Genomic DNA, 23,524 nt, shown 5'->3' on the forward strand with positions numbered 1-23,524 from the left:
TCAACAGGAAACCGGCGATCTCACAGGTAGACGTCGTACTCCAATGGGAGGATGGCGCGGGTGAAGGCCGCCATCTCCTCCCGCTTCATCACCGCGTAGATGCGCCGATAATCCTCGCCGAAGGCCCGGGCGATGAACGGGGAGGCGCCGAAGCGCGTCACCGCCTCCTCCATGGAGGGCGACAGGCGCGGCGCCTCGTGCTCGTAGGCGTTGCCGGAGAGCGGCGGAGGCGGCTCGATCTGCGCCTCGATCCCCTCCAGCATGCCGGCGAGGATGGCGGCGAGAACCAGATGGGGATGGGCCTCGGCCCCGGCGATGCGATGCTCGAGCCGTCGCGCGGCCGGCGGCCCGTTGGGCACCCGCACCGCCACCGAGCGGTTGTCGTAGCCCCAGGAGATCGAGATCGGCGCGTAGCTGCCGGGCACGAGCCGCCGGTAGCCGTTGTAGCTGGGCACGAAGATCAGCGTTGAATCCGCCATGGTGGCGAGCAGTCCGCCCGCCGCATGGCGCAGCGCCCGGTCGCCCGCCCCCTCCGGCCGCGCGAACAGGTTGCCGCCGGAGGTCTCCATCAGGCTCACATGCACATGCATGCCGCTGCCGGCGAAATCGACCAGGGGCTTGGCCATGAAAGTGGCCCGCAGCCCATGCCGCCGGGCGACGCCGTCGATCACGCGCCGCAGCAGGATCGCGTCGTCAGCGGCCGCCAGGGCGTCGGTGCGATGGTAGAGGTTGATCTCGAACTGGCCGGGCGCCGCCTCGGAGATCACGGTGTCGGCCGGCAGCCCCTGGGCGATGCAGGCGGCGCGCATGTCGTGCAGCAGCGGGGCGAAGGCGTCGAGGTCGGACATGGCATACATGTTCTGCCGGGCCTCCCCTGTCGCCGGGAACACCGGCTCGGGCGGCGCGCCAGGCGCCCCGGCGGGCTTCAGCAGGTAGAATTCCAGCTCGAAGGCGACACAGGGCACGAGCCCCCGCGCGGCGAAGCGGTCGACGATGGCGGCGAGCTGCTGGCGCGGATCGAGCTTCCACGGGGCGCCGCGGGCGGAGCCGTCCGGCTCGTGCATGGTGATGAGCACCTGCGCCGTGGGCCGCGGCGCCCAGGGCACCGGCTTCAGGGTGCCCGGCACGGGCCAGCACAGGCCGTCCTTGTCGCCGGTCTCCAGATGGATTTCCGTGGCATCCACCTCCCGGCCCCAGATGTCGAGGCCGAAGATGGAGAGGGGAATGGCCACCCCGTCCTTCCAGATCTTGCGCAAGGCGGCGCCGGGGATCCATTTCCCCCTGAGCACGGCCGACGTGTCCGGCAGGAGCACCTCGACCACGTCGGGCGTGCCGAAGGCGGCAAGATAGGCGGCCACCTCGTCTTCGGCCGGCGGAAGCGCGGCATCCTCGGCATGGCGGCCGGTAGCACTGGACGGCATGATGCTCCGTTCATGGAAAGCGGCGGATGCGGTCATCCAAGCGCGAAGCTTGGGAACCTTCAAGCGGAACGGTGATTATCATGTCAAGCGGAGCCGGCGCACCCAGGTGCACCGGCTCCCGCATGAATGAACGCCCCGAAGGAGGCAGACACGCAGATGACGGCATCGAGCCGCACGCTTCCTGCCCGCATCGGCATCCTGGTGCCGCCCGGGACGGGACAAGGACCGGGACAAGGGTCGGGACAGCTCCGACACGCGGGGTTCGGAGGGGCGCGATGAGCCTCGCCGTGCCCAAGGAGCGGCACGACGACACCGGGCGCAAGCTGCGCCTGCCCGGCCCCACGGCTCTGCTGGCGGCGGGCTTCGCCGTGCTGATCGCCTTGAACGCCACCTCCATCACCCTGGTCGACCGCGCTCAGGATGACGCCGCCAGTGTCTCCCACACCCTGCGGGTGGTGAATGCCATCTCCCAGCTGCAGATCATGATCCGCCGGGCGGAGAGCGCGGAGCGCGGCTTCCTGATCACCGGCGGCGAGGGGTTCCTGCGCTTCTACGAGGAATCGAAGGCGCAGGCCCGGCCCAACCTCGACACCATCGCGGCGCTGACCACGGACAATCCCAACCAGCAGGCGCGCGTGGCGGAGGCCCGGCCGCTCCTCGACGAGCGCCTCGGGGTCTTCGACCGGGCCATCGCGCAGTATCGCTCCGGCGATGCGCCGGGCGCCATGGCCGGGCTGCGGGCCGACCGCAGCGAAGGATCGATGACCCGCCTCGGCAGCCTGCTGATGGAGATGAAGGCCGAGGAGACCCGCCTCCTCGAAGGACGGACCGCGGCGTCGCACGGAAGCGCGGTCTGGCTCACGGCGGTGAGCGTCGCCGGCTTCACCTTCGTCCTCCTCACGGGCGGGCTCGCTTTGCTCCTCAACCGGCGCGCCATCACCGCGCTCAAGGCGGCGGGGGCCGATCTCGAGGCCAACAATGCGACCCTCGAGCAGCGCGTCGCCGAACGCACCGCCGACCTCAAGGAAGCGAACGACGAGATCCAGAGCTTCGCCTACATCGTCAGCCACGACCTGCGCTCGCCGCTGGTGAACATCATGGGGTTCACCAGCGAGATCGAAACCATGCGCACCGAGCTGTTCGAGCGCCTCGCGCGGTTGCGCTCCGCGGCGGGCGAGGACCCGGCCGAGGACGGAGACCTCCAGAGCGACTTCGAGGAGGCGCTGGGCTTCATCAAGACCTCCATCACCCGCATGGACCGCCTGATCCACGCCATCCTCGCCTTGTCACGGGAAGGGCGGAAGGAATTCGCGCCGAGCCGTGTGGACGTGGGCGAGCTGATCGCCACCATCGCCGGCTCCATGGCCCACCAGCTCCATGAGCGCGACGCCGAGATCCGCTTCGGCGCCCTGCCGACGCTGGAGAGCGACCGCCTCGCCCTGGAGCAGATCTTCACCAACCTGCTCGACAATGCGGTGAAGTACCTGCGCAACGGCGTGCCCGGCCGGATCGAGGTGAGCGCGGTGGAAACACCCGGCTTCGTCACCTTCATGGTGAAGGACAACGGCCGCGGCATCGAGGCGAAGGACAGGGGCCGCGTGTTCGAGCTGTTCCGCCGCTCGGGCCGGCAGGACCGCCCCGGAGAAGGCATCGGCCTTGCGCATGTGCGGGCGCTGGTGCGGCGGATGGGCGGCCTGATCTCGCTCGAATCAACCTTCGGCGAGGGCAGCACCTTCCGGGTCATGCTGCCGCGCCGCCTGCCCAGGGACAATGGAAAACAGGATGACTGAGCACGTCACCATCGTGATGGTCGAGGACGACGAGGGCCATGCGCGCCTCATCGAGAAGAACATCCGGCGTGCCGGGGTGCGCAACGAGATCCTGCCCTTCGTCGACGGCACCAGCGCCGTCGCCTACCTGTTCGGCGAGGACGGCAGCGGCCGCGACCATGTGGGCCGCGCCCTGCTCGTGCTGCTGGACCTGAACCTGCCCGACATGACCGGCGTCGAGATCCTCGCCCGGATCAAGCAGAACGAGCATCTGAAGCGCTCGCCCGTGGTGGTGCTGACCACCACCGACGACAAGGTGGAGATCCAGCGCTGCTACGATCTCGGCGCCAACGTGTACGTGACCAAGCCGGTGAATTACGAGAACTTCGCCAACGCCATCCGCCAGCTGGGCCTGTTCTTCTCCGTCATCCAGGTTCCGGAAACCGACTGATGAACGGCACGGCGCCCGTCCTTCCCGCAAGCGTCGGAGAGCCCGCGGGCGATCCGGGCGCCGCGCTGAAGGTGCTCTATGTGGACGACGATCCCGCCCTCGGCCGCCTGGTCCAGCGCCAGCTGGGGCGGCTCGGCTTCGAAGTGGAGCTCGCCGCCTCGGGAGAGGAGGGGCTGGCACGGATCATGGCCGAGCACTTCGACGTGGTGGCGCTCGACCACTACATGCCGGGGCGCGACGGGCTCGACACGCTGCGGGCCATCCGCGCCCTCGCGTGTTCGCCGCCCGTCGTCTATGTCACCGGCACCCAGGAAGGGCGCGTGGCCGTGGCGGCGCTCAAGGCCGGGGCGTCCGACTATGTGGTGAAGGAGATCCAGGCCGACTTCATCGAGCTGCTGCGCGCCGCCTTCGTCGCGGCGGTGGAGCAGGTGCGCATGCGTCAGGCGCACGAGGCAGCGGTGGCGGAGATCCGCGCCGCCCGCGACCGGTTCGAGGCGCTGGCCGCCGAGCGCGCCCTGCTGCTGCGCGAGATGAACCACCGGGTCGGCAACTCCCTCCAGATCATCGTGTCGCTGCTCAACGTGCAGGCGGGCGCCGCCGAGGAGCCGGTGGTCAAGGAGGCGCTCGATGCGGCCCGCAACCGCGTGTCCGCGGTCGCCCAGGTGCACCGCCGGCTCTACACCTCCGACCAGATCGCCACCGTGGCCCTCGATCAGTATCTCGGCACGCTGCTCGATGATCTCCAGGTCTCCGCGCGCGGCGTCCCCGCCGGTCATGGCGGGGAGCGCGGCGTCGCCCTCTCGTTCGAGGCGGACCCGGTTCACATCGACCCCGACCGCGCCGTGGCGGTGGGCATCATCGCCACCGAGCTGGTGATCAACGCCATGAAATACGCCTATCCCGGCGGGCAGGGGCCGGTGCGGGTCCGCCTCGCCCGGCTCGGGGAGCAGGTGGCGTTCTCGGTGGAGGATGACGGCATGGGCTTCGATGCGCCCCAGCCGGCGCAATCGACGGGTTTCGCCCTGTCCACCGGCCTCGGCACCCGCATCGTGCGGGCCATGGCATCGAAGCTGGGGACGGAGCCGGTGTTCGAGCCCCGCGCGCAAGGGGCCTGCGTGCGGCTCGTCTTCCCGCTGGCCGACCGCCGCAAGCCCTGAGGCGGCGCCGAGCGGCCGCGGGCCGCCCGCCGCTCAGATGCGCGGAACGATGATCAGCCGTTCCACCGGCTTGCCGCCGATGAGATGGGAGGCGACGATCTCGTCGATATCCTCGGGAGTCTTGGGCGTGTACCAGATGCCCTGCGGATAGACGACCATGATCGGCCCGGCCTGGCAGAAGCTGAGGCAGCCGGACGAGGTCATGGCGATGTCGCGGCGGCCGGACGCCTCCAGCTTCTTGGCGAGCCGGTCCCACAGAGGCTGGGCGCCGTTGGCCCCGCAGGAGCCGCGCGGATGCTGCGGCGGCCGCTGGGTGAAGCAGCAGAACACGTGGTGCGTATAGACCTGCGGGATGTCGAGAACTTCGATTTCGGCGGCTTCAGACATGACGGCTCGGGGCTCGGTGGAGGTCGCCTGGAACCATTCAAAATTCGTGCCGCAGCGCAAAAGTCCGGATAAGCTCGTTTTTTCAGATAGATGACAGTCTCGCCGAACGCGAAGACCACCACCGTGGGGCGGCTCGCCGACACCCAGGGCGGGAACGCGACATTCCGGACGCCGCGCGTCTTGCCGCCGGCGAGGACGCCCGCGCCGCGACCGTCCCGAGCCGGGACCGGCGGCACGGCGGATGCCCCGGGCGAGCCGGGGACCCACGGCCGGGCCGCGCCGGCCATTCACGGGCCGGTCAGCGCGCCCCGAACAGGGTGTCGAGCTTGGCGCCGGAGGCGAAATGCTCGGCCTGCAGCTTCTCCCAGCCGCCGAACACGTCCTCCACCTTCACCAGGCGCACCGGCGGGAACTGGGCCTTGAACTGTTCCGCCACCTTGGGATCCACCACCCGGTGGAAAGCCTTGGCGGCAATGGTCTGGCCGGCCGGGGAATACAGGAACTCGAGATAGGCCGTGGCCGAGGCGCGCGAGCCGCGCTTGTCCACCACCTTGTCCACCACCGCCACCGGGAACTCGGCGAGGAGGCTCACCGAGGGCACGACGGTCTGCAGCTTGCGGTCGGGATAGAGGCCCTCGATGGTGCGCGTCTCCGCCTCGAAGGTCACCAGCACGTCGCCGGTCTCGCGCTCCACGAAGGTGGTGGTGGCGGCACGTCCTCCGGTGTCGAACACCGGCACGTTGGCGAGCAGCGCCTTGACGAAGGCGTCCGCCTTGGCGCTGTCGCCCTTGTTCTGCTCGAGGGCGAAGGCATAGGCGGCAAGATAGGTGTAGCGGGCGTTCCCCGAGGTCTTGGGGTTGGGGAAAATCACCTTCACATCGCTGCGGACGAGATCCGACCAATCCTTGATGTTCTTCGGATTTCCGGCGCGCACCAGGAAGGCGGGGAAGGAATAATAGGGCGAGGCGGCGTTGGGGAACTTCTTCTGCCAGTCCTTGGCGACGAAGCCGGCCTTGGCCAGAACGTCCACGTCCAGCACCTGGTTGAACGTCACCACGTCCGCCTCGAGCCCTTCCAGGATCGCCCGCGCCTGGCGCGAGGAGCCGGCGTGGCTCTGGTTCACGGCGAGCTCCTGCCCGGTCTTCTGCTTCCAGAAGGGGATGAACTCGGCGTTCACCGCCGTGAACAGCTCACGGGAGATGTCGTAGGAGACATTCAGCAGCGTGTTCGGACCCTGCTGGGCGAAAGCCCCCGAGAACGGCGCGGCGGCTCCGGCGAGCGCCAGGGCCAGGGCCGGTGCGAGGACAGCACGGCGGGTGATCATGCGGCGTCTCCATTTATACATTACACAAGTGGTGAAATGCATATTTCACATGCATCATGCTTATCATGTGAAATAGGATGTGGGAACCGCTGCACGGAAAAACCTGGCGTAAGGGAAATGGGCCGGCCGGCGCCTGCCGCGCCGCGCGCCGTCAGCCGCCGGCCTTCATCGGCTCGACCACGCCGACGGCAGTCCTGCGCACCGGCAAACGGAAAGGATGGCTGATCCCGGCATGGGAGCGTCAGCCCTCCAGTTCCTCGCGCAGGATTTCGAGGCGCAGCCATTCCTCCTCGGCAGCGTCGAGGGCGCCCTGCGCCTCGGTGAGGGCGGCGGAGGTCTTCTGGAAGCCGGCCGGATCACGGGCGTAGAGCTGCGGATCGGCGAGCTGGGCGGCGAGTTTCTCCACCTTCGCCCGCAGGCCATCCATGGTCTTCGGCAGGGTCTTCAAGGCGTGCTGATCATGGAAGGAGAGCTTGCGCCGGTCCTTCTGCGGGTCGGCCGCGCCCCTGGCCGGCGCTCCGCCGGGCGTCGCCGGCGTGGCTTTTCCCCTGGCCGCCGGCGCGCTCCGGTCCCGGGCCTCCACGCCGCGCCCACGCTGGCTCAGCATGTCCGAGTAGCCGCCGGCATATTCGCGGAACACCCCGTCGCCCTCGGCCACGATCACGCTCGACACGGTGCGGTCGAGGAAATCGCGGTCATGGCTCACCAGGATCACCGTGCCGGGATAATCGGTCACCATCTCCTGCAGCAGATCGAGGGTTTCGAGGTCGAGATCGTTGGTGGGCTCGTCCAGCACCAGCATGTTGGAGGGCAAGGCCAGCGCCCGCGCCAGCATGAGCCGCCCCCGTTCGCCGCCGGAGAGCACGGCGAGCGGGGCGTTGGCCTGGTCAGGAGTGAACAGGAAGTCCTTGAGATAGCCGATCACGTGCTTGGGCTGGCCCCCCACCATCACCTGGTCGGATCCGCCGCCGGTGAGGGCATCCTTGAGCGTGGTGGTCGGATCCAGCGCCGCCCGCTTCTGGTCGAGGCTGGCGATTTCCAGGTTGGTGCCGAGCTTCACCGTGCCGCTGTCGGGCGCGATCTCGCCGGTGAGCAGCTTGATGAGCGTGGTCTTGCCGGCGCCGTTGGGACCGATGACGCCGATGCGGTCGCCGCGCAGGATGCGGGCGGAGAAATCGCGCACCACCGTCCGCTCGCCGTAACGCTTGGAGATGTTCTTCGCCTCGATGACGAGCTTGCCGGAGGTCTCTGCCTCGCTCACCGTGAGCTTCACGTTGCCCTGGGCGCGTCGCTCCTCGCGCCGGTCCTGGCGCATGGAATGCAGCAGGCCGAGGCGGCGCACGTTGCGCTTGCGGCGGGCGGTGACGCCGTAGCGCAGCCAGTCCAGCTCGGCGACGATCTTGCGGTCGAGCTTGTGACGCTCGGTCTCCTCCTGCTCCAGCACCTCGTCGCGCCAGGCCTCGAAGGCGGAGAAGCCCTGCTCCAGCCGCCGCGTCGTCCCGCGGTCGAGCCAGACGGTGACGCGCGACAGCGTCTCCAGGAAGCGGCGGTCGTGGCTGATGAGCACGATGGCCGAGCGCAGCCCCTTCAGCTCGCTCTCCAGCCACTCGATCACCGGCAGGTCGAGGTGATTGGTGGGCTCGTCGAGCAGCAGCACGTCCGGCTCCGGCGCGATCACGCGCGCCAGCGCGGCCCGGCGCGCCTCGCCCCCGGAGAGGTGCGCCGGGTCCTCGTGCCCGGTCAGGCCCAGCTCCTCCAGGAGGTACTGGGCGCGATAGGTTTCATCCCCCGGCCCCAGCCCCGCCTCCACATAGGACAAGGTGGTGGCATGGCCGGAGAAGTCGGGCTCCTGCGGCAGGTAGCGCACGGTGGTCCCGGGCTGAAAGAAGCGCGTGCCGGAATCCGGCTGCATCAACCCCGCGGCCACCTTCAGCAGCGTGGACTTGCCGGAGCCATTGCGCCCGACAAGGCAAACCCGCTCGCCGGCGGAAACGGAGAGTTCCGCCCCGTCGAGCAACGGGGTCGCGCCGAAGCGCAGGTGGATATCCTGGAGGAGAACGAGGGGAGGAGCCATGCCGCCCGATTAAAGCCCCCCGCGCCGGAACGCAAAGGGACTCGCCACGGACGACCCCCGCCACACGCGTTTCGCCTCGCTGACATCCTTCCCGGCGAAGCCCTGCCGGCACCAAGCACGGACGCCCGGATACGGCAGGTTCGCGGGCGACACGGGTTCGACGGTCAGATGGCCTCGCCACCCGGCCGGGAACGCGCGTACGACATCAATGTACGGTGGTGGGTCCGTGAAGCTTCGTGATCTGGTCCTTGAGGACGAGTTTCTTGCGCTTCAGTTCAGCGACACGGACGGGGTCGGCTGCGGGGTGTGCAAGTTCGCGGCTGAGCTCCTGCTCGATGGCCGCGTGGCGCCGCTTCAGCTCCTGAAGGTGCGACTGGATGGACATTCTGAGCCACTCCCTGTCTGCAACACGACATTCAGTCTGTCATGGAGCCAACGAAGAGTCGACCGCCTTTCTGAGGTCTCCGGCAAGCTCCCATCTTGCAGCGCGGCAAGCCCGTGCCATAGTCATCAGCGATCGGGGGAATGGCGGGCGGCCCCCTGCCCTCGTGCCTCAGGGGTACGGGAAGCGGGATGCGGTCCCCTGCCCGCAGACGGGTCCGCGCTTTCCGGCGTGGCCACGTGCGGCGGGCTCGGGGGTGCCGTCCGGCCAGTGACGGATGTGGGCATGACGAGCGACGAGGAACGGGATCTCAGGGTCCTTCTGGAACGTTTGAAGCAGGAGCACCGGGACCTCGACGCCGCCATCGATGCACTGACGGCGGTCTCCGGCTCGGACGTGCTGCAGGTGCAGCGGCTGAAGAAGCGCAAGCTGCAGCTCAAGGACCGCATCAGCCAGGTGGAGGACCAGCTCTTTCCCGACATCATCGCCTGAGGGCGCGCATCCCGGCACCGCCGGGATGCGGCCGGGGCCCGCGGGCTCCGGGTCCAGGCCCTGGATCCGGCCCTCGACCCGCACCTGCGGGGGACGCAGCGGGCGGAGACGGACGCCCATCTCCACCCGGCAGGCAAGCCCCGGTTGGCAAGCGCGCGCCTGAGCGGCCTTGCAAGAGCGACCTGGCGGGGGTCTTCGCGCAGGACGGCCCGGCCGTCCTGCGCCGACCGCGCCGGCTGGCCGGGCGCCGCTGCCCTCAGAGCTGCGCGAGCAGCGCGGCGGCGCCGGAGACGTCGGCCTTGGAAGGCACGTCCTCCACGTTGAGCGCCGTCACGACACCGTCCTCCACCACCATGGAATAGCGCTTGGAGCGCACGCCGAGGCCGGCGGCCGAGCCGTCGAAGGTCAGGTCGAGGGCGGTCGAGAAGGCGGCGTCCGGATCAGAGAGGAACAGGATCTTGCCGTCGGCGCCGGAGGCCTTCTCCCACGCGCCCATGACGAAGGGATCGTTCACCGACACCACGGCGATGGCGTCGACGCCCTTGGCCTTGATGGCGTCGGCCTCGTGCACGTAGCCCGGCAGGTGGTTCTTGTGGCAGGTGGGCGTGAAGGCGCCCGGCACAGCGAAAAGCACCACCTTCCTGCCCGCGAAGATCTCGTCCGTGGTTTTCGGCACCGGTCCGTCTTCGGTGGGAACGCGAAAGGTGGCGTTGGGCAGTTTGTCGCCGACCGAGATGGGCATCGTTTTCTCCGCAGTCTGGGGCTGTCGCGCCCCCGCGCCGACAATACGGGCTTTTACCGGGGAGGAAAGCGCGCCGGCCTCCTCACGGAGCCGGGATGGTGACCTCGGTGGCCACCGCCTTGGGCCCGTCCACGAGCGTGAGCAGAAGGCGCGCGCCGGCGGGGGAGACGCCGCTCGGCACCCCGTCCAGCGGGATGAGGAAGCGGGCGCCGCCGTCCGGCAAGGCGGTTTTCTGCGGCAGGGGCAGGGCCCAGCGGTCGTCCGGCCCCTCGGCGAAGAGGTCCGCCTTCGGGTTCTGCGCCCGCACCTCGACGACGAGGCGCGGTGGCGTCGCCGCCGTGTCGATCTCCACCTTCTGCACGGACGGGCTGTCCGCGGCGCCGAAGGCCCGCGGCTCCGGCACGCTGGCGCGGCCGGCGAGGATGCGCGCGCCATCGGCGCCGCCCTCCGGCGCGATGTCGAGGGCAAGGTCGGCCTTGGCCGGCATGCACAGCTTTTCGCACACCGCGAAATCAAACGAGACCACCAGTCGCGCCGGCCGGCCCGGCTCGGCGAGGCGCACGGTCAGCGGAAACAGCACGCTGCCCTTGTAGCCGATGGAAAAGCCCCCCGCCCCGTCGGAGAAGCGCTTGGGCGACGGCCACGCCATCTCCACGCCCGCCACGTTCTGCGATCCCGTCCAGGCGAGGGTGGGCGGCACGCCGCTGTCGCCGGGATAACGCCAGTAGGTCTTCCAGCCGGGCGCGAGGCGGATCTCGATGCCTGCCTCCAGCACGCCGCCCGCCACGGCGCCCGCCAGAAGCTGCACCTCCGCGCCCGGCATGCTGGCCGTGCTGGACGGCCCGGCCAAAGCGGCGGCGGGGAGAAGGGCGAGGAGGACGAGTGCGCCGGCACGCAGATTTGGCGGGTTGAGCGGGTTGATCATGCCCCAGCCGGTAGCCCCTCCCGGCGCCGAGCGCAAAGCCTGCGGCGTGCACAAGCGTGTGAGCCCCCCGCCCGCTCGCCCCCGCCCGGCTTCCGCCGAGGCGTCGCTGCACCGCGAAATGCATTCCCAAACGGACGGATGCGCGGTACGCTTTTGGCATGATTGCGAGCCAGAACCCCAACGTCCCAGGCGGCGGGTCGAGCTTCCTCGACGGGCAGATGCTGATCGCCATGCCGACCATGCGCGACGAGCAGTTCGCCCGGACCCTCATCTACATGTGCGCCCACTCCGCCGAAGGGGCGATGGGCATCGTGGTGAACCAGCCGGCGAGCCATATCGACTTCACCGACCTCCTGGTCCAGCTCGACGTGATCCCCGCCGCCGAACGCATCCTGCTGCCCAAGAGCGCCGGCACGGTCAAGGTGCTGCGCGGCGGGCCGGTGGAGACGGGGCGCGGCTTCGTGCTGCACTCGGCGGACTATTTCGTCGAGAATTCCACCCTGCCCATCGACGACGGCATCTGCCTCACCGCCACGCTCGACATCCTCAAGGCCATCGCCGGCGGGCGCGGACCGAGCAGTGCCGTGCTGGCGCTGGGCTATGCGGGCTGGGCGCCGGGGCAGCTGGAGACCGAGATCCAGGCCAATGGCTGGCTCAATTGCCCGGCCGATACCGACCTCATCTTCGGTGGCAGCGTGGAAACGAAATACGACCACGCTCTGCGCAAGCTGGGCATTGATCCCGGCATGCTCTCCAGCGACGCCGGCCACGCCTGATCCGCGGGTCCCCGCTCAGCCCTCGCCCCAGCGGCGCGGACGATAGAAGGTGTGAACGCCGATGCGGTCGAGCTTGCGCATCTCGCGCACCCAGCTCGGATGCACCCAATAGGCGTGATAATGGGTGGCGCGGCCGACACTGGTCAGCCAGAGCTTGCCGTCCAGCATGTCGGCGGCGATCTCCTTCGCCTGAACCCACATGTCCGGCTCGCGCACCACGTCGCGCACATCGTCGCAGGCGAAGGTGAACTGGCACGCCAGGTGCCGGTGCGCGTTCTGATACACCGTGCCGCAGACGTCCTGCGGGTAGTAGCCGGAGAACACCCGGTTCACAATGACCTGCGCCACCGCGATCTGGCCGCGCTTGGTCTCGCCGCGGCTCTCGAAATAGATGGCCTCGGCCAGGCATTTCTGGGCCCGCGCAAGCTGGTCGCTGGCGAGGCTGAGGCGCTGGGCCGGCGAGGGCCACACCCCTTCGCGCTCCGGCTCTTCCGCCGGCTCGGCGGCGGCACCCGGGCCGGAGGGAAGCGTGGCGAGGGCGAGGGTGCCGGCGGGTCCGCCAGTGCCCGTCGGCTGGAAGCCCTCGGGCCGGAACAGCCGCATGTCCAGGGAAAACAGAATGGCGGGATCAAGGAAGAAGGCGCCGTCGCCGCCGCCGGCGCCCGCGTCAGCGGCGGTCTCCTCCGGCAGGTCCTCGGGCACGGCGCCGAGATCGGGACCGAAGATGGCGCCTTCTGCCACCGTCGCCGCATGGTCCTCGATGAAGGGCAGCTCCAGCAGCAGGTCGAGGGCCAGTTCGAGATAGGCCCGCCCCGAAGCCGGGTGCAACGGGCCGAGATCGGGGGCGCCCACCGCCGCCTGCGGCGCCGGCGCAATGATGACGGCGCCATCGCCGCCCGCCTGCGGCGAAAGGACCGCCCGGCTTTCCTCGGGTAGCTGCGTGCCGATGGGCTGGGGCAGGTCGAGGCTCGCGACCTTCAGTGCCCGGGCCGGGCCGACGAGCATGCCGAGCCCGGCCGAGACCGGCGGCCGCGCGGGCGCATTGTCAGCCCCCGCACCGGCCGGCGGCACGGCGACGAAAGCGGCGGCAAGCAAGAAGGGCGACGCCAGACGCCCGATCCCACGCCCTCGATCCCGGCGAAATTCCATGGCCCTGCCCTTGACGCGCCTTCATGTCCCCAATGGGGCGCCTCGGAGGCGGATTCGGTCAGGTGAAACCCACCCGCCCGCGCCATCCGTCCCCGGACCGGGTAGCCGGAAACCGCCCTGCGTCCGGCGTGCTGCGCTCCGGACCGGCGGCTTCCGGGCGTTGCCCGGCTGCGACACGCAAGAGCATTGTCCAATCAGCCTTGCTCGAAGGTTAATCGCCGAGCGAGCTCCGCCTCGCGGGCGAACGGGCTCGCTGCGGCAATGGCCATGCGGCGGGCGCGGGCAAGCCCGTGGGTGCCGAAGCGCACACGAATCGCCTCCTCCACCCATTTCTCCGCCTGCGCCGCCCGCAAGGCGGCGCGCCGGCCGTCGGTGCCGAGGAAGGCGAGGTGGGCGTCGTGGGCCGCGTCGAACGCCTCGAGCCCCTCCCCGGTGGCGGCGGAGAGGCGAATCACAGGCACCCGCCAGCCCTCGCCCGCACCACCCGACAGCGACAGGGCCCCCGCCACCTCGGAGGCGGCGCGGCGGGCGACCTCCTTCATGTCGGCCTTGGTGACGACGATGATGTCGGGCAGCTCCATCACCCCCGCCTTCATGAATTGCAGGCTGTCGCCGGAGGCCGGCTGGATGCAGAGCACGACGGTGTCGGCGACAAGGGAGATGTCGGCTTCGGACTGCCCGACCCCCACCGTCTCGACGATCACCAGGTCGTAGACGGCGCGCAGCAGCACCACGGCGGCGATGGCATCATCCGAGAGGCCGCCCAGCCGGTCGCGCGCCGCCATGGAGCGGATGAACACGCCGCGGTCGTCCGGATCGGTCTTCATCCGCGCCCGGTCGCCGAGGAGCGCCCCGCCGGTGCGGCGGGAGGAGGGGTCCACGGCGAGCACCGCGACGGTGCGGCCAGCGGCGCGGGCGCGTCGTACCAGCGCGTTGGTGAGGGTGGACTTGCCGACGCCGGGAGGACCGGTGAGGCCCAGCACCTGGGCCTTGCCCGCCGCCGCCGCCGCATCGAGCAAGGCGACCAGCTCCGGCCGGCCGCGGGCGGTTTCCACCAGGGCAAGGGCCCGCGCCACGGCGCGTTTTCCCCCGGCTTGCACGGTGGCAAGGTCGGGCACGGCTGGGGCGACGGGCGGGGCGGCGGCGGGGATTTCGGCGGGCATGATGGCAATCTAGAGCGCGATCCGCGCAAATTGAATCAATTTGCGCGATGAACCGTCGTCCAACTCCAAGATGGAGACCGCGTCATCCGGCCAGCGCCGGCCCTCCCGGCGGCGGGACGGCGGGGGAGGCGCGAAGCCCCGCGCCTGCCGCGCAACGGAAAAAGGCGCCGGCTTGCGCCGACGCCTTTCCACTGATCGGAACCGTGCGGGGGAACGGAACCGATCAACAGCTCTTTTCCGGTGGGATCACATGCAGTTGCCGCGATTGACCCGCACCACGGCGCCGTTCGACTGGCGCAGGAAGCAGCGACCGTTGTTGCCCCAGAAATAGTAAGCGCGGCGACGGTCGTTCTGCGAGCCGATGATGGCGCCGGTGGTGCCACCGATGATGGCGCCGGCCGCGACACCGCCGGCCGAGCCGGTGGCGGCGCCGCCGATGAGCGCGCCCGCCGTGCCGCCGATGAGCGCACCGGCCGCGGTATTGTTCTGCGCCTGCGCCGGGACCAGCGTGCCGGCAAGGGCAACGCCGGCGAAAGCGAGAGCGGCAAGGCCGGAACGGATGGTCATGGTGTCCCTTTCCGCACCCACCGACGATGGCCGGTGGCGTGCTGCGATGGATGTTGATCTAGCAAAGCCAACATGAACACCAGATGAGCGGGTCGTTCGGGCGTCATGCAGTTTCGCCGGCTGGTTCTGCATCCCCCGGAGGACCTCGTAAAGGGCGCCCCGGCGCTGCGGCGCGGCCATGGCGCACGGCGGCGGGCGCGCGATAGCGGCGCAGCCCCGGGCCGGAACGGCTCTTGCTGTGCCGGAACGGCTCTTGCATCCGCGAAGGCGTTCGGTGCAGGCTCCACCGCCCGATCGGCGCCTTCCTGGCAGGAACCCATTCATGAGCGAACGTAACCCCTTCGGCGGGACCATCACGCATCTTTCCCCGGCCGAGGTCCATCAGGGCCTCGCCGACGGCACCATCCTCCTCGTGGACGTGCGCGAGCCCAATGAAATCCAGGCAGAGCGCATCCCCGGCGCCCAGACCCTGCCCTTGAGCCGCTTCGATCCGGCGGCGCTGCCAGACCCGCAGGGCAAGCGGCTGGTCTTCTCCTGCCGCTCCGGCCAGCGCTCGCAGCAGGCCGCCGCCGTCGCCCAGAAGGCGGGGCTACCCTACGAGGAGCATATGAAGGGCGGCATCATCGGCTGGCGCGAGGCCGGCTTCGAGGTGGAGCGGGGCTGAGCCGGCCCTGCGAGGGTCCTTCACCCGGCGCGGCGGACGGCTGCGCCGACGGAAGCCGGGCGCGCAAGCGCCTGCCGCGAATGCGAACGGGCCGCCCGGATGCCCCGGACGGCCCGTTCTCTTTCCTCGAAGCCCGTTTCCTCGCGGCCCGTTTCCTCGCAGCCTCTTGCCTCACGCCGTCGCGGCGTCGAGCTCCGCCACGATGGCCTTGCCCATGTCCTGCGTCCCCACCGTCTCGGTGCCCGGCGCGGCGATGTCGCCGGTGCGCTTGCCCGAGGCGAGCACGCCCGCGATGGCCTGGTCGATACGGTCGGCCACGTCGCCCTGGTTGAAGGAATAGCGCAGCGCCATGGCCAGCGAGCCGATCATGGCGATGGGGTTGGCGATGCCCTTGCCGGCGATGTCGGGGGCCGAGCCGTGCACCGGCTCGTAGAGCGCGGCGCGCTTGCCGGTGGCCGGGTCCACCGCGCCCAGCGAGGCCGAGGGCAGCATGCCGAGCGAGCCGGTGAGCATGGCGGCGATGTCGGAGAGGATGTCGCCGAACAGATTGTCGGTGACGATCACGTCATACTGCTTGGGCCAGCGCACCAGCTGCATGGCCAGCGAATCGGCCAGGTTGTGCTCCAGCTCCACGTCCTTGTAGGCGCGCTCGTGCAAAGCGGTGACCACTTCCTTCCACAGCACGCCGGACTTCATCACGTTGTGCTTCTCGGAGGAGGTCACCTTGTTGCGGCGGGTGCGCGCCAGCTCGAAGGCGACCGCGGCGATGCGCTCGATCTCGTAGGTGTCGTACACCTGCGTGTCGATGGCGCGCTTCTGGCCGTTGCCGAGATCGGTGATAGTCTTCGGCTCGCCGAAATAGACGCCGCCGGTCAGCTCGCGCACGATGAGGATGTCGAGCCCCTCCACCACCTCGCGCTTGAGCGAGGAGGCATCCGCCAGGGCCGGATAGCAGATGGCCGGCCGCAAATTGGCGAACAGCTGCAGGTCCTTGCGCAGGCGCAACAGGCCGGCCTCGGGGCGGCCTTCATACGGCACGCTCGCCCACTTCGGGCCGCCCACGGCGCCGAGCAGCACCGCGTCCGCCGCCTTGGCGCGGACCATGGCGGCCTCGGAGATGGCGGCGCCATGCGCGTCATAAGCGCAGCCGCCGACGAGGTCCTCCTCGATGGCGAAGGAGGCGAGGCCCGCCTGGTCGAGCCATGCGGCCACCCGTTTCACCTCGGCCATGACTTCGGGGCCGATGCCGTCGCCGGCGAGAAGGAGCAGCTTGTGCGTGGCCATGGGTCGGATCCTTGGGGTCGTTCTGAAATGTCCGCGGCATCGCGCCGTCTTGAGCCGCCCTTAAGGCGGCAGTTCCGGCGCGGAGTGCTACGGCCTCGCCGGAACGATGGCAAGGGTCGATCGCCGATGGATGGCGCGGGGAGCGCCTTCAGGCCCCTTTCACGAAGGCGGCGAAGGCTTCCGCATAGTCCTGGTGCCAGCGCGACAATGGCGGGCGGTTCTCGATGAGGTCGCCGGCGGCCCAGGCGATGCGCTTCTCGTCCAGCGCCCGGGGCACGTCGTTGTCCGGGCAGAGGATGTAGAAGTCGCCGGCCTCGACGCGGCCCAGCATGAAGTCGACGGTCTCCTCCGCCGTCCACGCGCCCGCCGGCTTCTCGCTCCGCCCGCCCGCCGCCAGGGGCGTGAACACGAAGCCGGGAATGAACAGATGCGCGCTGACGCGACAGCCCTCGGTGTTGCGCAGCTCGTGCTGGAGCGCCTCGGTGAACGCCTTCACCCCGGCCTTGGAGACGTTGTAGGCGGGATCGCCCGGCGGGGTGGTGATGCCCTGCTTGGAGCCGGTATTGACGATGAGGCCGGGCGTGCCGCGGGCGATCATCCTCGGACCGAACACGCGCGAGCCGTGGATGATGCCCCACAGGTTCACGCCGATGACCTTCTCCCAGGTCTCCAGCGGGCCGAACAGGGCGCTACCGGGCTGCACCCCGGCATTGTTCATGAGCACATCCGTGCCGCCGAAGCGGGCGGAAACCGCCTGCTCCAGCGCCTCGACCTGCTCCGGCCGGCTCACGTCGGCGGGCACGGCGAGGACATCCGCCGCCCCGTTCGTGGCGAGGGTGGCGAGGTGGGCCGCGGCGGCGTCGAGCTTGGCGCCGGGCAAATCGGCGATCACAACCTTCATGCCGCGTCCGGCAAAGCGGGTCGCGGCGGCCAGGCCGATGCCGGAGGCGCCGCCGGTGATGACGGCGACGGAACCGGCGGCCAAAGCGGGATGGCTCATGGCTCTTCTCCTTGAACGGGACGGGGAGCCTTACCGCCGGGTGGCGACGAAGGCTCCCCCGACGATGAGGGCGCAGGCGGCGGCGAGCGACCAGGACGGGGCGGCGAAGCCCGTCGCCACCAGAAGCAAGGTGGATAGCACCGGAGCGGCATAGGAGGCGACGCCCAGCAGGCGCACGTCGCCGCGCTTCATCCCCACGTCCCATGCATAGAAGGCCAGCCCCACCGGCCCGAGGCCGAGGGCGGCCACCGCCGCCCATTCCCCGACGCCGGCGGGCCAGATGGTCTGTTCCCAGGCCAGATGGCACAGGCCGGCCAGCAGCGCGGTGACGAGGCAGAAGCCGGCCACCGCCTGGGTGGGCACATGGGCGAAGAAGCGCGAGGCCACCGAATAGGACGACCAGATGAAGGCGCAGGCGAAGGCGGCCAGATACCCCGGCGCATAACGCGCCTCGATGCCGCCAAAGCCCCCCTTGCCGAGCAGCAGCACCACCGTGCCGGCGAAGCCCAGCAGGGCGCCGATGACGTGGACGCGCTTCAGCCCGCCGCCGGGCAGCAGGGCCGAGAGCAGCACGATGAGCAGGGGCCACAGATAGTTGATGAGCCCGGCCTCAGCCGGCGGCGCCCATTTCAGCGCGGCGAAATAGAGGAAGTGGTAGCCGAACAGCCCGCCCACCCCGTGCAGGTAGGCCAGCGGGCGCTGCGCCAGCACGCCGAGCCCCGGCCCCGCCAGGGCGGCGGCCACGCCCACCATCCCGCCGATGGCGAAGGTGAGCGCGGTGAGCAGGAACGGCGGCACCCGCCCCGTCGCCGCGGTGAGGACGGCGAGCGTCGCCCACAGCAGGATGGCGAGAAGGCCGGTGCGCGTGGCGACGGCGGGGGTCATCGGGACAGGATCAGGGGCCGAGGAGGTCGATGAGGGCGGGAATGAGCGGCTCGTCCGCCGGCGGCATGGGAAGGTCGCGCAGGCGCGCCGGGCGCAGCCATTGCAGCGCCTGATGCTCTTTCTTCTGGATGCCCCCCTCCCAGCGCCGGCAGATCCACAGGGGCATCAGCAGGTGGAAGGTCTCGTAGGGGTAACTGGCGAAGGTGAGGGGGGCGAGGCAAGCCTCCTTCACGGTGATGCCAAGCTCCTCGTCGAGCTCGCGGATCAGCGTCGCCTCCGGCCGCTCGCCCGCCTCCACCTTGCCGCCGGGGAATTCCCACAGGCCAGCCAGCGCCTTGCCCTCCGGCCGCTGCGCCACCAGCACGCGGTTGTCGCCGTCCACGAGGGCGCAGGCGGCGACGAGGGTGATCTTGAGGGGGGCGGCGTTCATTCGGCGGCCCAGGCGACGTCGAGGGAAGCGCGCACCTCGACGGATTTCGCCTTCGGCACACTAGCCTCGATACGGATGACATCGTCCGTTTGAGGACTGTCCGTGGACCGGTTCATCCCGGCCATAGCTGCGAGCAAATCACGGCTCGGCATGGAGATTCGGATGACACGCCCGAGCTTCAGCCCGGCCATCAGGGCGAGGCGCTCGGCCTTTTGCCGCGCGGCATCGAAGGCGGCTTGCCGGGCCCTGCCCGCCCCGTTCGCCGGGTCTCCGACGCTATAGCGGACCACATTGACCCCACTGGCTCCGTTGTCGCGGGCCTGGGATACGAATTGCGCCGCCTTGGCGAGATCGGTGAAGCGAACCTGGATCTGGCTGCTCGCCTGGAAGCCTTTTACCGGCGCCGGCCCCGTGGCTGTAGCGTCACCCGGCTTCTCGTCCCTCACGAGGGGGTAGGTCTGGGGTCCCTTCGGCAATACCCGGATGGGCTCCACCCGTATATCCTCCTCCACCGCCCCCAAAGTCTTCATGAACGCCACGAGGCGCGCCACCTCGCGCTCGGTGCGCGCGCTGGCAGCACTGGAGGTTTCTTCGGTGCTGACGACCGTGACCGGAACCGTCGCCTGATCCGGCGCGACCGTGACGATGGCGGAACCGGTCACCTCGATCACGACCGGCGGGGACCCGGCCTGCTGGGCCGACGCCCCGCCAGTCCCCGCCAGCGCGAGCGCCAGCCCGAGAGCCAATTGCCTCACGAGCGATAATCCCCGTTGATCGTCACGTATTCCTTGGTCAGGTCGCAGGTGAGCACCCGGTCGGAGCCGCGGCCGAGGCCGAGGTCGACGGTGAGGTCCACCACGTCGTTCTTCATGTAGGCGGAGACGGCGGCCTCGTCATAGTCCGGGTCGCGGGCGCCGTCGTGGGCGACGCGGATGTCGCCGAAGGAGATGGAGAGGAGGTCGCGGTCGGCCGGCTCGCCGGCCTTGCCCACGGCCATCACCACCCGGCCCCAATTGGCGTCCTCGCCGGCCACGGCGGTCTTCACCAGCGGCGAGTTGGCGATGGACATGGCGATGCGCCGCGCCGACTTCTTCGACACCGCGCCGTTGACCTGGATGCGCAGCAGCTTGCGCGCGCCCTCGCCGTCGCGGGCCACCTGCTCGGCGAGGTCCGCGAGCAAGTCCTCCAGCGCCCGTCGGAAGGCGGTGAGGCGGGGGTCGGCGGCATCCTTGATCACCGGCGCGCCACGGCTCTTGGCGACGCCGGTGGCGAACAGCAGGAGCGTGTCTGAGGTGGAGGTGTCGCCGTCGATGGTCACGGCGTTGAAGGTGTTCTTCACCCCCTTGGACAGCAGCTTCTGCAGCACGTCGGCGGCGATGGGCGCGTCGGTGAAGACGAAGGAGAGCATGGTGGCCATGTCGGGGGCGATCATGCCGGCGCCCTTGGCGATGCCGTTGATGGTCACCGGCACGTCCCCCAGCAGCACCTGGGCGGTGGCGAGCTTGGGGAAGGTGTCGGTCGTCATGATGGCGCGGGCGGCGTCGATCCAGGCCCAGTCGATGAGGCGGCCGGCGGCTTCCGTCAGCACGCCGTCGAACTTGGTGGCATCCAAAGGCTCGCCGATGACGCCGGTGGAGGCGAGCAGCACCTCGGAGGACTTGCAGAGCAGCGCGGCCGCGGCGATCTGGGCGGTGAGCCGGGTCGACTCCCGACCGGTCTTGCCGGTGAAGGCGTTGGCATTGCCGGAATTGACCACCAGCGCGCGCGCCTTGCCCTTCTTCAGGACCTCGCGGCACCACTCCACCGGCGCCGAGGGGCACAGGGACCTTGTGGTGACACCCGCCACCGTGGTGCCCGGCACGAACGACATGACCAGGACGTCGGTCCGCCCCTGGTAGCGGATGCCGGCGGCGGCGGTGGTGAAGCCCACGCCGGGCACGGGCGGCATGTCGGGCACGATCTTGGGCGCGAGAGGGGAGATGGTCGACGACATGGCACGGTCCCCAGGTGATGGCGCGCCCGGTGTGCCGCAGCTTCATGGCCAAGGCAAGGGCGATGGCCGCTTTCTCGCGCTCACATGCCCTCAACCCGCCCCGCGCCGGCTAAACCTGCGCGCCCAGCGCGGCCAGCGCCGCCTGCGCCACCTCCACGTCCTCGCTGCCCTTGCCCGAGCCGACGCCGATGCCGCCCACGCACATCCCGTCGAGGATGATGGGGAAGCCGCCCTCCAGATTGGTGAGCCGCCCGCCCGAGGCGATGGCGAGCTTCACCTCCAGCGCCGGATCGAGGCGGCTGGTGGGTTGGCGGTGGGAGGCGGCGCTGATGGCCTTGGACAGCGAGGTCTCGCGCGACAGCAGCTTGGCCCCGTCCATGCGGATGAAGGCGAGCAGGTTGCCGCCCTCGTCGACGATGGTGATGTTCTGCGGCACCCCCATGGCCTCGGCTCGGCGCACCGCCGCCTGAAGGGCGATGAGCGCGCCGGCATGGGTCAGCTTGGCGGCGGGACGGGTGAGGGCGGTTTTTTCGTCGGTCATGGGTTCCCTCTCAGGCGGTGATCCAGTCGGCGGCGGGGCGCCGGACAAGGTCGGCGAGGCGGGCCAGCATGGCGTCGCAGGCGGCGAGCTCGTCGCGCCCCACCCATTCGTCGGCCTTGTGGGCGCGGGCGATGTCGCCGGGGCCGCACACCAATGTCGGTATGCCTGCTTCCGCGTAAAGTCCTGCCTCGGTGCCGAATGCGATGGTGCCCGGCGGAGCATTGTCGCCGGTGAGGCGGGCCACCATGGCGGCTTCGGGCGCATCGGCGGCGGTGGCGAGGGCCGGATAGGCGGACAGTTCCTCGACCATGAGGTCCGCCTCCGGTGCCTGTGCCTTCAGCGCGGCGCGGGCCCCATCCAGCATCGCATCGATGCTGCGCAGCACCGCCGGCGTGTCGCTGCCGGGGATGGAGCGCAGCTCGAATTCCATCACCGCCCGGTCCGGCACCACGTTGAGCGCGCCGCCGCCATGGATGGAGCCGATGTGCAGCGTGGCATAAGGCGGGTCGAAGGCGTGGTCCCGCGCGCCCGCCTTCAGGTCGTCCGCAAGGTCAGCCAGGCCGGCGGCGAGGCGGGCGAGCGCGGTGACGGCGTTCACCGCAAGGTGCGGCAGGGCGGAATGGCCGGTGCGGCCGCGCGCCGTCACCCGCCAGCCGGTCTTGCCCTTGTGGGCGCGCTTCACCTTCATGCCGGTGGGCTCGCCGACGATGCACACAAGCGGGCGCGCCGGCAGCGCGGCCACCGCCGCCACGAGGTCGCCCGCGCCCTTGCAGCCGATCTCCTCGTCATAGGACAGGGCCACGTGCACCGGCGTCTGCGGCTGCGCCGCGGCGAAGGCCGGCAGCGCCGCGAGGACGCAGGCGACGAAGCCCTTCATGTCGGACGTGCCGCGGCCGTAAAGCCGCCCTTCGCGCACGTCGAGGGCGAACGGATCGCTGGTCCAGGGCTGGCCCGCCACCGCCACCACGTCCGTGTGGGCGGACAGCACGATGCCGGGGCGCTCGTCCGGGCCGACGGAGATCAGGAGCGCCGTCCGGTCGCCGGCGGCGTTCGGCAGCCGGCGGACGCGGGCGAAGGGCGCGGCGACATGCGCGATATAGGCCACCACATCTTCATTCGCCCTATCCGTAATCGATGGAATAGATACAAGTTTTCCAAGTATTTCTTCCGTCGAGGCTTGCTTGTTCATTTTGCGCTCGCTAGGAAATAAAGAAAAAGGAGCTGGGAATGACCTATTCCATCGCCGCCCGCTGCCCGCAAACCGGCGCCTTCGGCATCGCCATCACCTCGTCCAGCATCTGCGTGGCCAGCCGCTGCGCCTGGGTTGGCCCGCTCGGCCTCGTCACCACGCAGAACGTGACCGACCCCGCCCTCGGCCCGGCGGGGCTGTCCCTGCTGCGGCAGGGCATCGGCGCCGGCGGGGTGCTCGCCACCCTGCTCGCCGGCACGCCGGACCCGGCTTTTCGGCAGGCCAGCGTCATCGATCGCTACGGGCAGGTCGCCTGGCACTCCGGGGAGCAGGCCCTTCCCATCGCCGCCGTGGCGGAAGGGCCCGGATGCATCGCGCTGGGCAACCTGCTCACCCACGCAAAGGTGCCGGAGGCCATGCGCGACGCCTTCCTCGCCGATGCCGGACTGCCGCTGGCGGAACGCCTGCTGCGCGGCCTGGAGGCCGGTCTCGCCGCCGGCGGCGAGACCGGGGACGAGCACGCGGCGGGCCTGCACGTGGCCCGCCTCTATGACTGGCCGGTGGTGGACCTGCGCGTGGACTGGCACGAGGCGCCCATCGCCGCCTTGCGCGCCCTGTGGGACCGCTACGCCCCCGAGCAGGCCGCCTTCGAGAGCCGCGCCCGCACCCCTGCCGTGGCGCCCGCCTTCTGAGGGCTGGCGCCCCGTTCCAAGGACAGGCGACAGGGCCGCCCGCGGCGAGCCCCTGCGCCGGATGCCG

At 70.2% G+C, this 23,524-nt stretch carries 25 protein-coding genes; 7 read left to right on the forward strand and 18 right to left on the reverse strand.

Annotated features, from left to right (window positions below; genetic code table 11):
- Positions 1–20 precede the first annotated feature (20 nt).
- Positions 21–1,421, reverse strand: coding sequence for a glutamine synthetase family protein (locus EZH22_RS03455; protein ID WP_203194382.1), 1,401 nt, complete (start codon positions 1,419–1,421; stop codon positions 21–23).
- Positions 1,422–1,696: 275 nt separating this feature from the next.
- On the opposite strand from EZH22_RS03455, the gene EZH22_RS03460 reads away from it, so the two are divergent.
- The 3 genes from EZH22_RS03460 to EZH22_RS03470 are packed head-to-tail and all read left to right on the forward strand — an operon-like array spanning position 1,697 to position 4,798.
- Positions 1,697–3,211, forward strand: coding sequence for a sensor histidine kinase (locus EZH22_RS03460; RefSeq protein WP_203194383.1), 1,515 nt, complete (start codon positions 1,697–1,699; stop codon positions 3,209–3,211).
- Complete coding sequence (locus tag EZH22_RS03465; RefSeq protein WP_203194384.1) at positions 3,204–3,641, forward strand: response regulator; 438 nt, start codon at positions 3,204–3,206, stop codon at positions 3,639–3,641. The genes EZH22_RS03460 and EZH22_RS03465 overlap by 8 nt, the downstream gene beginning before the upstream one ends.
- Positions 3,641–4,798 (forward strand): sensor histidine kinase, encoded by a 1,158-nt coding sequence (locus tag EZH22_RS03470; RefSeq protein ID WP_203194385.1) that lies wholly within the window; start codon positions 3,641–3,643, stop codon positions 4,796–4,798. The genes EZH22_RS03465 and EZH22_RS03470 overlap by 1 nt, the downstream gene beginning before the upstream one ends.
- Before the next feature lie 33 nt (positions 4,799–4,831).
- Here the strand turns inward: EZH22_RS03470 and EZH22_RS03475 are convergent, their stop codons facing one another.
- The 4 genes from EZH22_RS03475 to EZH22_RS03490 form a co-directional block, all read right to left on the reverse strand.
- Positions 4,832–5,185: a (2Fe-2S) ferredoxin domain-containing protein gene (locus EZH22_RS03475; protein WP_203194386.1), complete on the reverse strand. Its 354-nt coding sequence runs from the start codon at positions 5,183–5,185 to the stop codon at positions 4,832–4,834.
- A 298-nt stretch (positions 5,186–5,483) separates the two neighbouring features.
- On the reverse strand, positions 5,484–6,509 hold the full coding sequence (locus tag EZH22_RS03480; protein WP_203194387.1) for a sulfate ABC transporter substrate-binding protein: 1,026 nt from the start codon (positions 6,507–6,509) through the stop codon (positions 5,484–5,486).
- Between the two features lie 241 nt (positions 6,510–6,750).
- Positions 6,751–8,583 (reverse strand): ABC-F family ATP-binding cassette domain-containing protein, encoded by a 1,833-nt coding sequence (locus EZH22_RS03485; RefSeq protein ID WP_203194388.1) that lies wholly within the window; start codon positions 8,581–8,583, stop codon positions 6,751–6,753.
- A gap of 205 nt (positions 8,584–8,788) precedes the next feature.
- Positions 8,789–8,968: a YdcH family protein gene (locus tag EZH22_RS03490; protein WP_203194389.1), complete on the reverse strand. Its 180-nt coding sequence runs from the start codon at positions 8,966–8,968 to the stop codon at positions 8,789–8,791.
- A gap of 282 nt (positions 8,969–9,250) precedes the next feature.
- On the opposite strand from EZH22_RS03490, the gene EZH22_RS03495 reads away from it, so the two are divergent.
- Entirely contained in the window at positions 9,251–9,457 is a 207-nt protein-coding gene (locus EZH22_RS03495) for a YdcH family protein (protein WP_203194390.1), read from the forward strand.
- A gap of 256 nt (positions 9,458–9,713) precedes the next feature.
- On the opposite strand, the gene EZH22_RS03500 is transcribed toward EZH22_RS03495, so the two are convergent.
- The gene (locus tag EZH22_RS03500) at positions 9,714–10,199 is read right to left on the reverse strand and encodes a peroxiredoxin (RefSeq protein WP_203194391.1); all 486 of its coding nucleotides are present in this window, start codon (positions 10,197–10,199) and stop codon (positions 9,714–9,716) included.
- A gap of 82 nt (positions 10,200–10,281) precedes the next feature.
- Positions 10,282–11,124 carry a protein-disulfide reductase DsbD domain-containing protein gene (locus EZH22_RS03505; protein WP_203194392.1) on the reverse strand — a complete coding sequence of 281 codons (843 nt, stop codon included), beginning with the start codon at positions 11,122–11,124 and terminating at the stop codon, positions 10,282–10,284.
- A gap of 158 nt (positions 11,125–11,282) precedes the next feature.
- On the opposite strand from EZH22_RS03505, the gene EZH22_RS03510 reads away from it, so the two are divergent.
- The gene (locus EZH22_RS03510; RefSeq protein WP_203194393.1) at positions 11,283–11,900 is read left to right on the forward strand and encodes a YqgE/AlgH family protein; all 618 of its coding nucleotides are present in this window, start codon (positions 11,283–11,285) and stop codon (positions 11,898–11,900) included.
- A gap of 15 nt (positions 11,901–11,915) precedes the next feature.
- Here the strand turns inward: EZH22_RS03510 and EZH22_RS32790 are convergent, their stop codons facing one another.
- The 3 genes from EZH22_RS32790 to EZH22_RS03525 form a co-directional block, all read right to left on the reverse strand.
- Positions 11,916–12,995: a cell wall hydrolase gene (locus EZH22_RS32790; RefSeq protein WP_408647666.1), complete on the reverse strand. Its 1,080-nt coding sequence runs from the start codon at positions 12,993–12,995 to the stop codon at positions 11,916–11,918.
- Positions 12,996–13,243: 248 nt separating this feature from the next.
- The gene (gene meaB / locus EZH22_RS03520; RefSeq protein WP_203194395.1) at positions 13,244–14,212 is read right to left on the reverse strand and encodes a methylmalonyl Co-A mutase-associated GTPase MeaB; all 969 of its coding nucleotides are present in this window, start codon (positions 14,210–14,212) and stop codon (positions 13,244–13,246) included.
- Between the two features lie 246 nt (positions 14,213–14,458).
- Positions 14,459–14,779: a glycine zipper domain-containing protein gene (locus EZH22_RS03525; protein WP_203194396.1), complete on the reverse strand. Its 321-nt coding sequence runs from the start codon at positions 14,777–14,779 to the stop codon at positions 14,459–14,461.
- Positions 14,780–15,101: 322 nt separating this feature from the next.
- On the opposite strand from EZH22_RS03525, the gene EZH22_RS03530 reads away from it, so the two are divergent.
- Positions 15,102–15,443: a rhodanese-like domain-containing protein gene (locus tag EZH22_RS03530; RefSeq protein ID WP_203194397.1), complete on the forward strand. Its 342-nt coding sequence runs from the start codon at positions 15,102–15,104 to the stop codon at positions 15,441–15,443.
- 171 nt (positions 15,444–15,614) lie between these two features.
- Here EZH22_RS03530 and leuB read toward each other — a convergent pair whose 3' ends face one another.
- From leuB to argE, 8 genes are all read right to left on the reverse strand, one after another.
- A complete protein-coding gene (gene leuB / locus EZH22_RS03535; protein WP_203194398.1) occupies positions 15,615–16,727 on the reverse strand; it encodes a 3-isopropylmalate dehydrogenase in 1,113 nt (370 codons plus the stop codon).
- 148 nt (positions 16,728–16,875) lie between these two features.
- On the reverse strand, positions 16,876–17,727 hold the full coding sequence (locus EZH22_RS03540) for an SDR family NAD(P)-dependent oxidoreductase (protein ID WP_203194399.1): 852 nt from the start codon (positions 17,725–17,727) through the stop codon (positions 16,876–16,878).
- Positions 17,728–17,757: 30 nt separating this feature from the next.
- Positions 17,758–18,612: an aromatic amino acid exporter YddG gene (gene yddG, locus EZH22_RS03545; protein WP_203194400.1), complete on the reverse strand. Its 855-nt coding sequence runs from the start codon at positions 18,610–18,612 to the stop codon at positions 17,758–17,760.
- 10 nt (positions 18,613–18,622) lie between these two features.
- The gene (locus EZH22_RS03550; protein WP_203194401.1) at positions 18,623–19,042 is read right to left on the reverse strand and encodes a (deoxy)nucleoside triphosphate pyrophosphohydrolase; all 420 of its coding nucleotides are present in this window, start codon (positions 19,040–19,042) and stop codon (positions 18,623–18,625) included.
- The gene (locus EZH22_RS03555; protein WP_203194402.1) at positions 19,039–19,713 is read right to left on the reverse strand and encodes an SIMPL domain-containing protein; all 675 of its coding nucleotides are present in this window, start codon (positions 19,711–19,713) and stop codon (positions 19,039–19,041) included. The genes EZH22_RS03550 and EZH22_RS03555 overlap by 4 nt, the downstream gene beginning before the upstream one ends.
- Before the next feature lie 80 nt (positions 19,714–19,793).
- Complete coding sequence (gene argJ, locus EZH22_RS03560) at positions 19,794–21,035, reverse strand: bifunctional glutamate N-acetyltransferase/amino-acid acetyltransferase ArgJ (protein WP_203194403.1); 1,242 nt, start codon at positions 21,033–21,035, stop codon at positions 19,794–19,796.
- Positions 21,036–21,144: 109 nt separating this feature from the next.
- Complete coding sequence (locus EZH22_RS03565) at positions 21,145–21,576, reverse strand: GlcG/HbpS family heme-binding protein (protein ID WP_203194404.1); 432 nt, start codon at positions 21,574–21,576, stop codon at positions 21,145–21,147.
- A gap of 10 nt (positions 21,577–21,586) precedes the next feature.
- Positions 21,587–22,765, reverse strand: coding sequence for an acetylornithine deacetylase (gene argE / locus EZH22_RS03570; RefSeq protein ID WP_203194405.1), 1,179 nt, complete (start codon positions 22,763–22,765; stop codon positions 21,587–21,589).
- A 38-nt stretch (positions 22,766–22,803) separates the two neighbouring features.
- Here argE and EZH22_RS03575 point away from each other — a divergent pair, with 38 nt between their 5' ends.
- Positions 22,804–23,457, forward strand: coding sequence for a DUF1028 domain-containing protein (locus EZH22_RS03575; protein WP_203194406.1), 654 nt, complete (start codon positions 22,804–22,806; stop codon positions 23,455–23,457).
- The last annotated feature ends 67 nt before the right edge of the window (positions 23,458–23,524 follow it).

The sequence above is a fragment of the Xanthobacter dioxanivorans genome (genome assembly GCF_016807805.1).
Lineage (GTDB): Bacteria > Pseudomonadota > Alphaproteobacteria > Rhizobiales > Xanthobacteraceae > Xanthobacter > Xanthobacter dioxanivorans.

Excerpts from the sequence above, each read along its gene's own strand:
- EZH22_RS03455 (WP_203194382.1), bottom strand. The coding sequence starts at position 1,421 with ATGCCGTCCAGTGCTACCGGCCGCCATGCCGAGGATGCCGCGCTTCCG.
- EZH22_RS03460 (WP_203194383.1), top strand. The coding sequence starts at position 1,697 with ATGAGCCTCGCCGTGCCCAAGGAGCGGCACGACGACACCGGGCGCAAG.
- EZH22_RS03465 (WP_203194384.1), top strand. The coding sequence starts at position 3,204 with ATGACTGAGCACGTCACCATCGTGATGGTCGAGGACGACGAGGGCCAT.
- EZH22_RS03470 (WP_203194385.1), top strand. The coding sequence starts at position 3,641 with ATGAACGGCACGGCGCCCGTCCTTCCCGCAAGCGTCGGAGAGCCCGCG.
- EZH22_RS03475 (WP_203194386.1), bottom strand. The coding sequence starts at position 5,185 with ATGTCTGAAGCCGCCGAAATCGAAGTTCTCGACATCCCGCAGGTCTAT.
- EZH22_RS03480 (WP_203194387.1), bottom strand. The coding sequence starts at position 6,509 with ATGATCACCCGCCGTGCTGTCCTCGCACCGGCCCTGGCCCTGGCGCTC.
- EZH22_RS03485 (WP_203194388.1), bottom strand. The coding sequence starts at position 8,583 with ATGGCTCCTCCCCTCGTTCTCCTCCAGGATATCCACCTGCGCTTCGGC.
- EZH22_RS03490 (WP_203194389.1), bottom strand. The coding sequence starts at position 8,968 with ATGTCCATCCAGTCGCACCTTCAGGAGCTGAAGCGGCGCCACGCGGCC.
- EZH22_RS03495 (WP_203194390.1), top strand. The coding sequence starts at position 9,251 with ATGACGAGCGACGAGGAACGGGATCTCAGGGTCCTTCTGGAACGTTTG.
- EZH22_RS03500 (WP_203194391.1), bottom strand. The coding sequence starts at position 10,199 with ATGCCCATCTCGGTCGGCGACAAACTGCCCAACGCCACCTTTCGCGTT.
- EZH22_RS03505 (WP_203194392.1), bottom strand. The coding sequence starts at position 11,124 with ATGATCAACCCGCTCAACCCGCCAAATCTGCGTGCCGGCGCACTCGTC.
- EZH22_RS03510 (WP_203194393.1), top strand. The coding sequence starts at position 11,283 with ATGATTGCGAGCCAGAACCCCAACGTCCCAGGCGGCGGGTCGAGCTTC.
- meaB (WP_203194395.1), bottom strand. The coding sequence starts at position 14,212 with ATGCCCGCCGAAATCCCCGCCGCCGCCCCGCCCGTCGCCCCAGCCGTG.
- EZH22_RS03525 (WP_203194396.1), bottom strand. The coding sequence starts at position 14,779 with ATGACCATCCGTTCCGGCCTTGCCGCTCTCGCTTTCGCCGGCGTTGCC.
- EZH22_RS03530 (WP_203194397.1), top strand. The coding sequence starts at position 15,102 with ATGAGCGAACGTAACCCCTTCGGCGGGACCATCACGCATCTTTCCCCG.
- leuB (WP_203194398.1), bottom strand. The coding sequence starts at position 16,727 with ATGGCCACGCACAAGCTGCTCCTTCTCGCCGGCGACGGCATCGGCCCC.
- EZH22_RS03540 (WP_203194399.1), bottom strand. The coding sequence starts at position 17,727 with ATGAGCCATCCCGCTTTGGCCGCCGGTTCCGTCGCCGTCATCACCGGC.
- yddG (WP_203194400.1), bottom strand. The coding sequence starts at position 18,612 with ATGACCCCCGCCGTCGCCACGCGCACCGGCCTTCTCGCCATCCTGCTG.
- EZH22_RS03550 (WP_203194401.1), bottom strand. The coding sequence starts at position 19,042 with ATGAACGCCGCCCCCCTCAAGATCACCCTCGTCGCCGCCTGCGCCCTC.
- argJ (WP_203194403.1), bottom strand. The coding sequence starts at position 21,035 with ATGTCGTCGACCATCTCCCCTCTCGCGCCCAAGATCGTGCCCGACATG.
- EZH22_RS03565 (WP_203194404.1), bottom strand. The coding sequence starts at position 21,576 with ATGACCGACGAAAAAACCGCCCTCACCCGTCCCGCCGCCAAGCTGACC.
- argE (WP_203194405.1), bottom strand. The coding sequence starts at position 22,765 with ATGAACAAGCAAGCCTCGACGGAAGAAATACTTGGAAAACTTGTATCT.
- EZH22_RS03575 (WP_203194406.1), top strand. The coding sequence starts at position 22,804 with ATGACCTATTCCATCGCCGCCCGCTGCCCGCAAACCGGCGCCTTCGGC.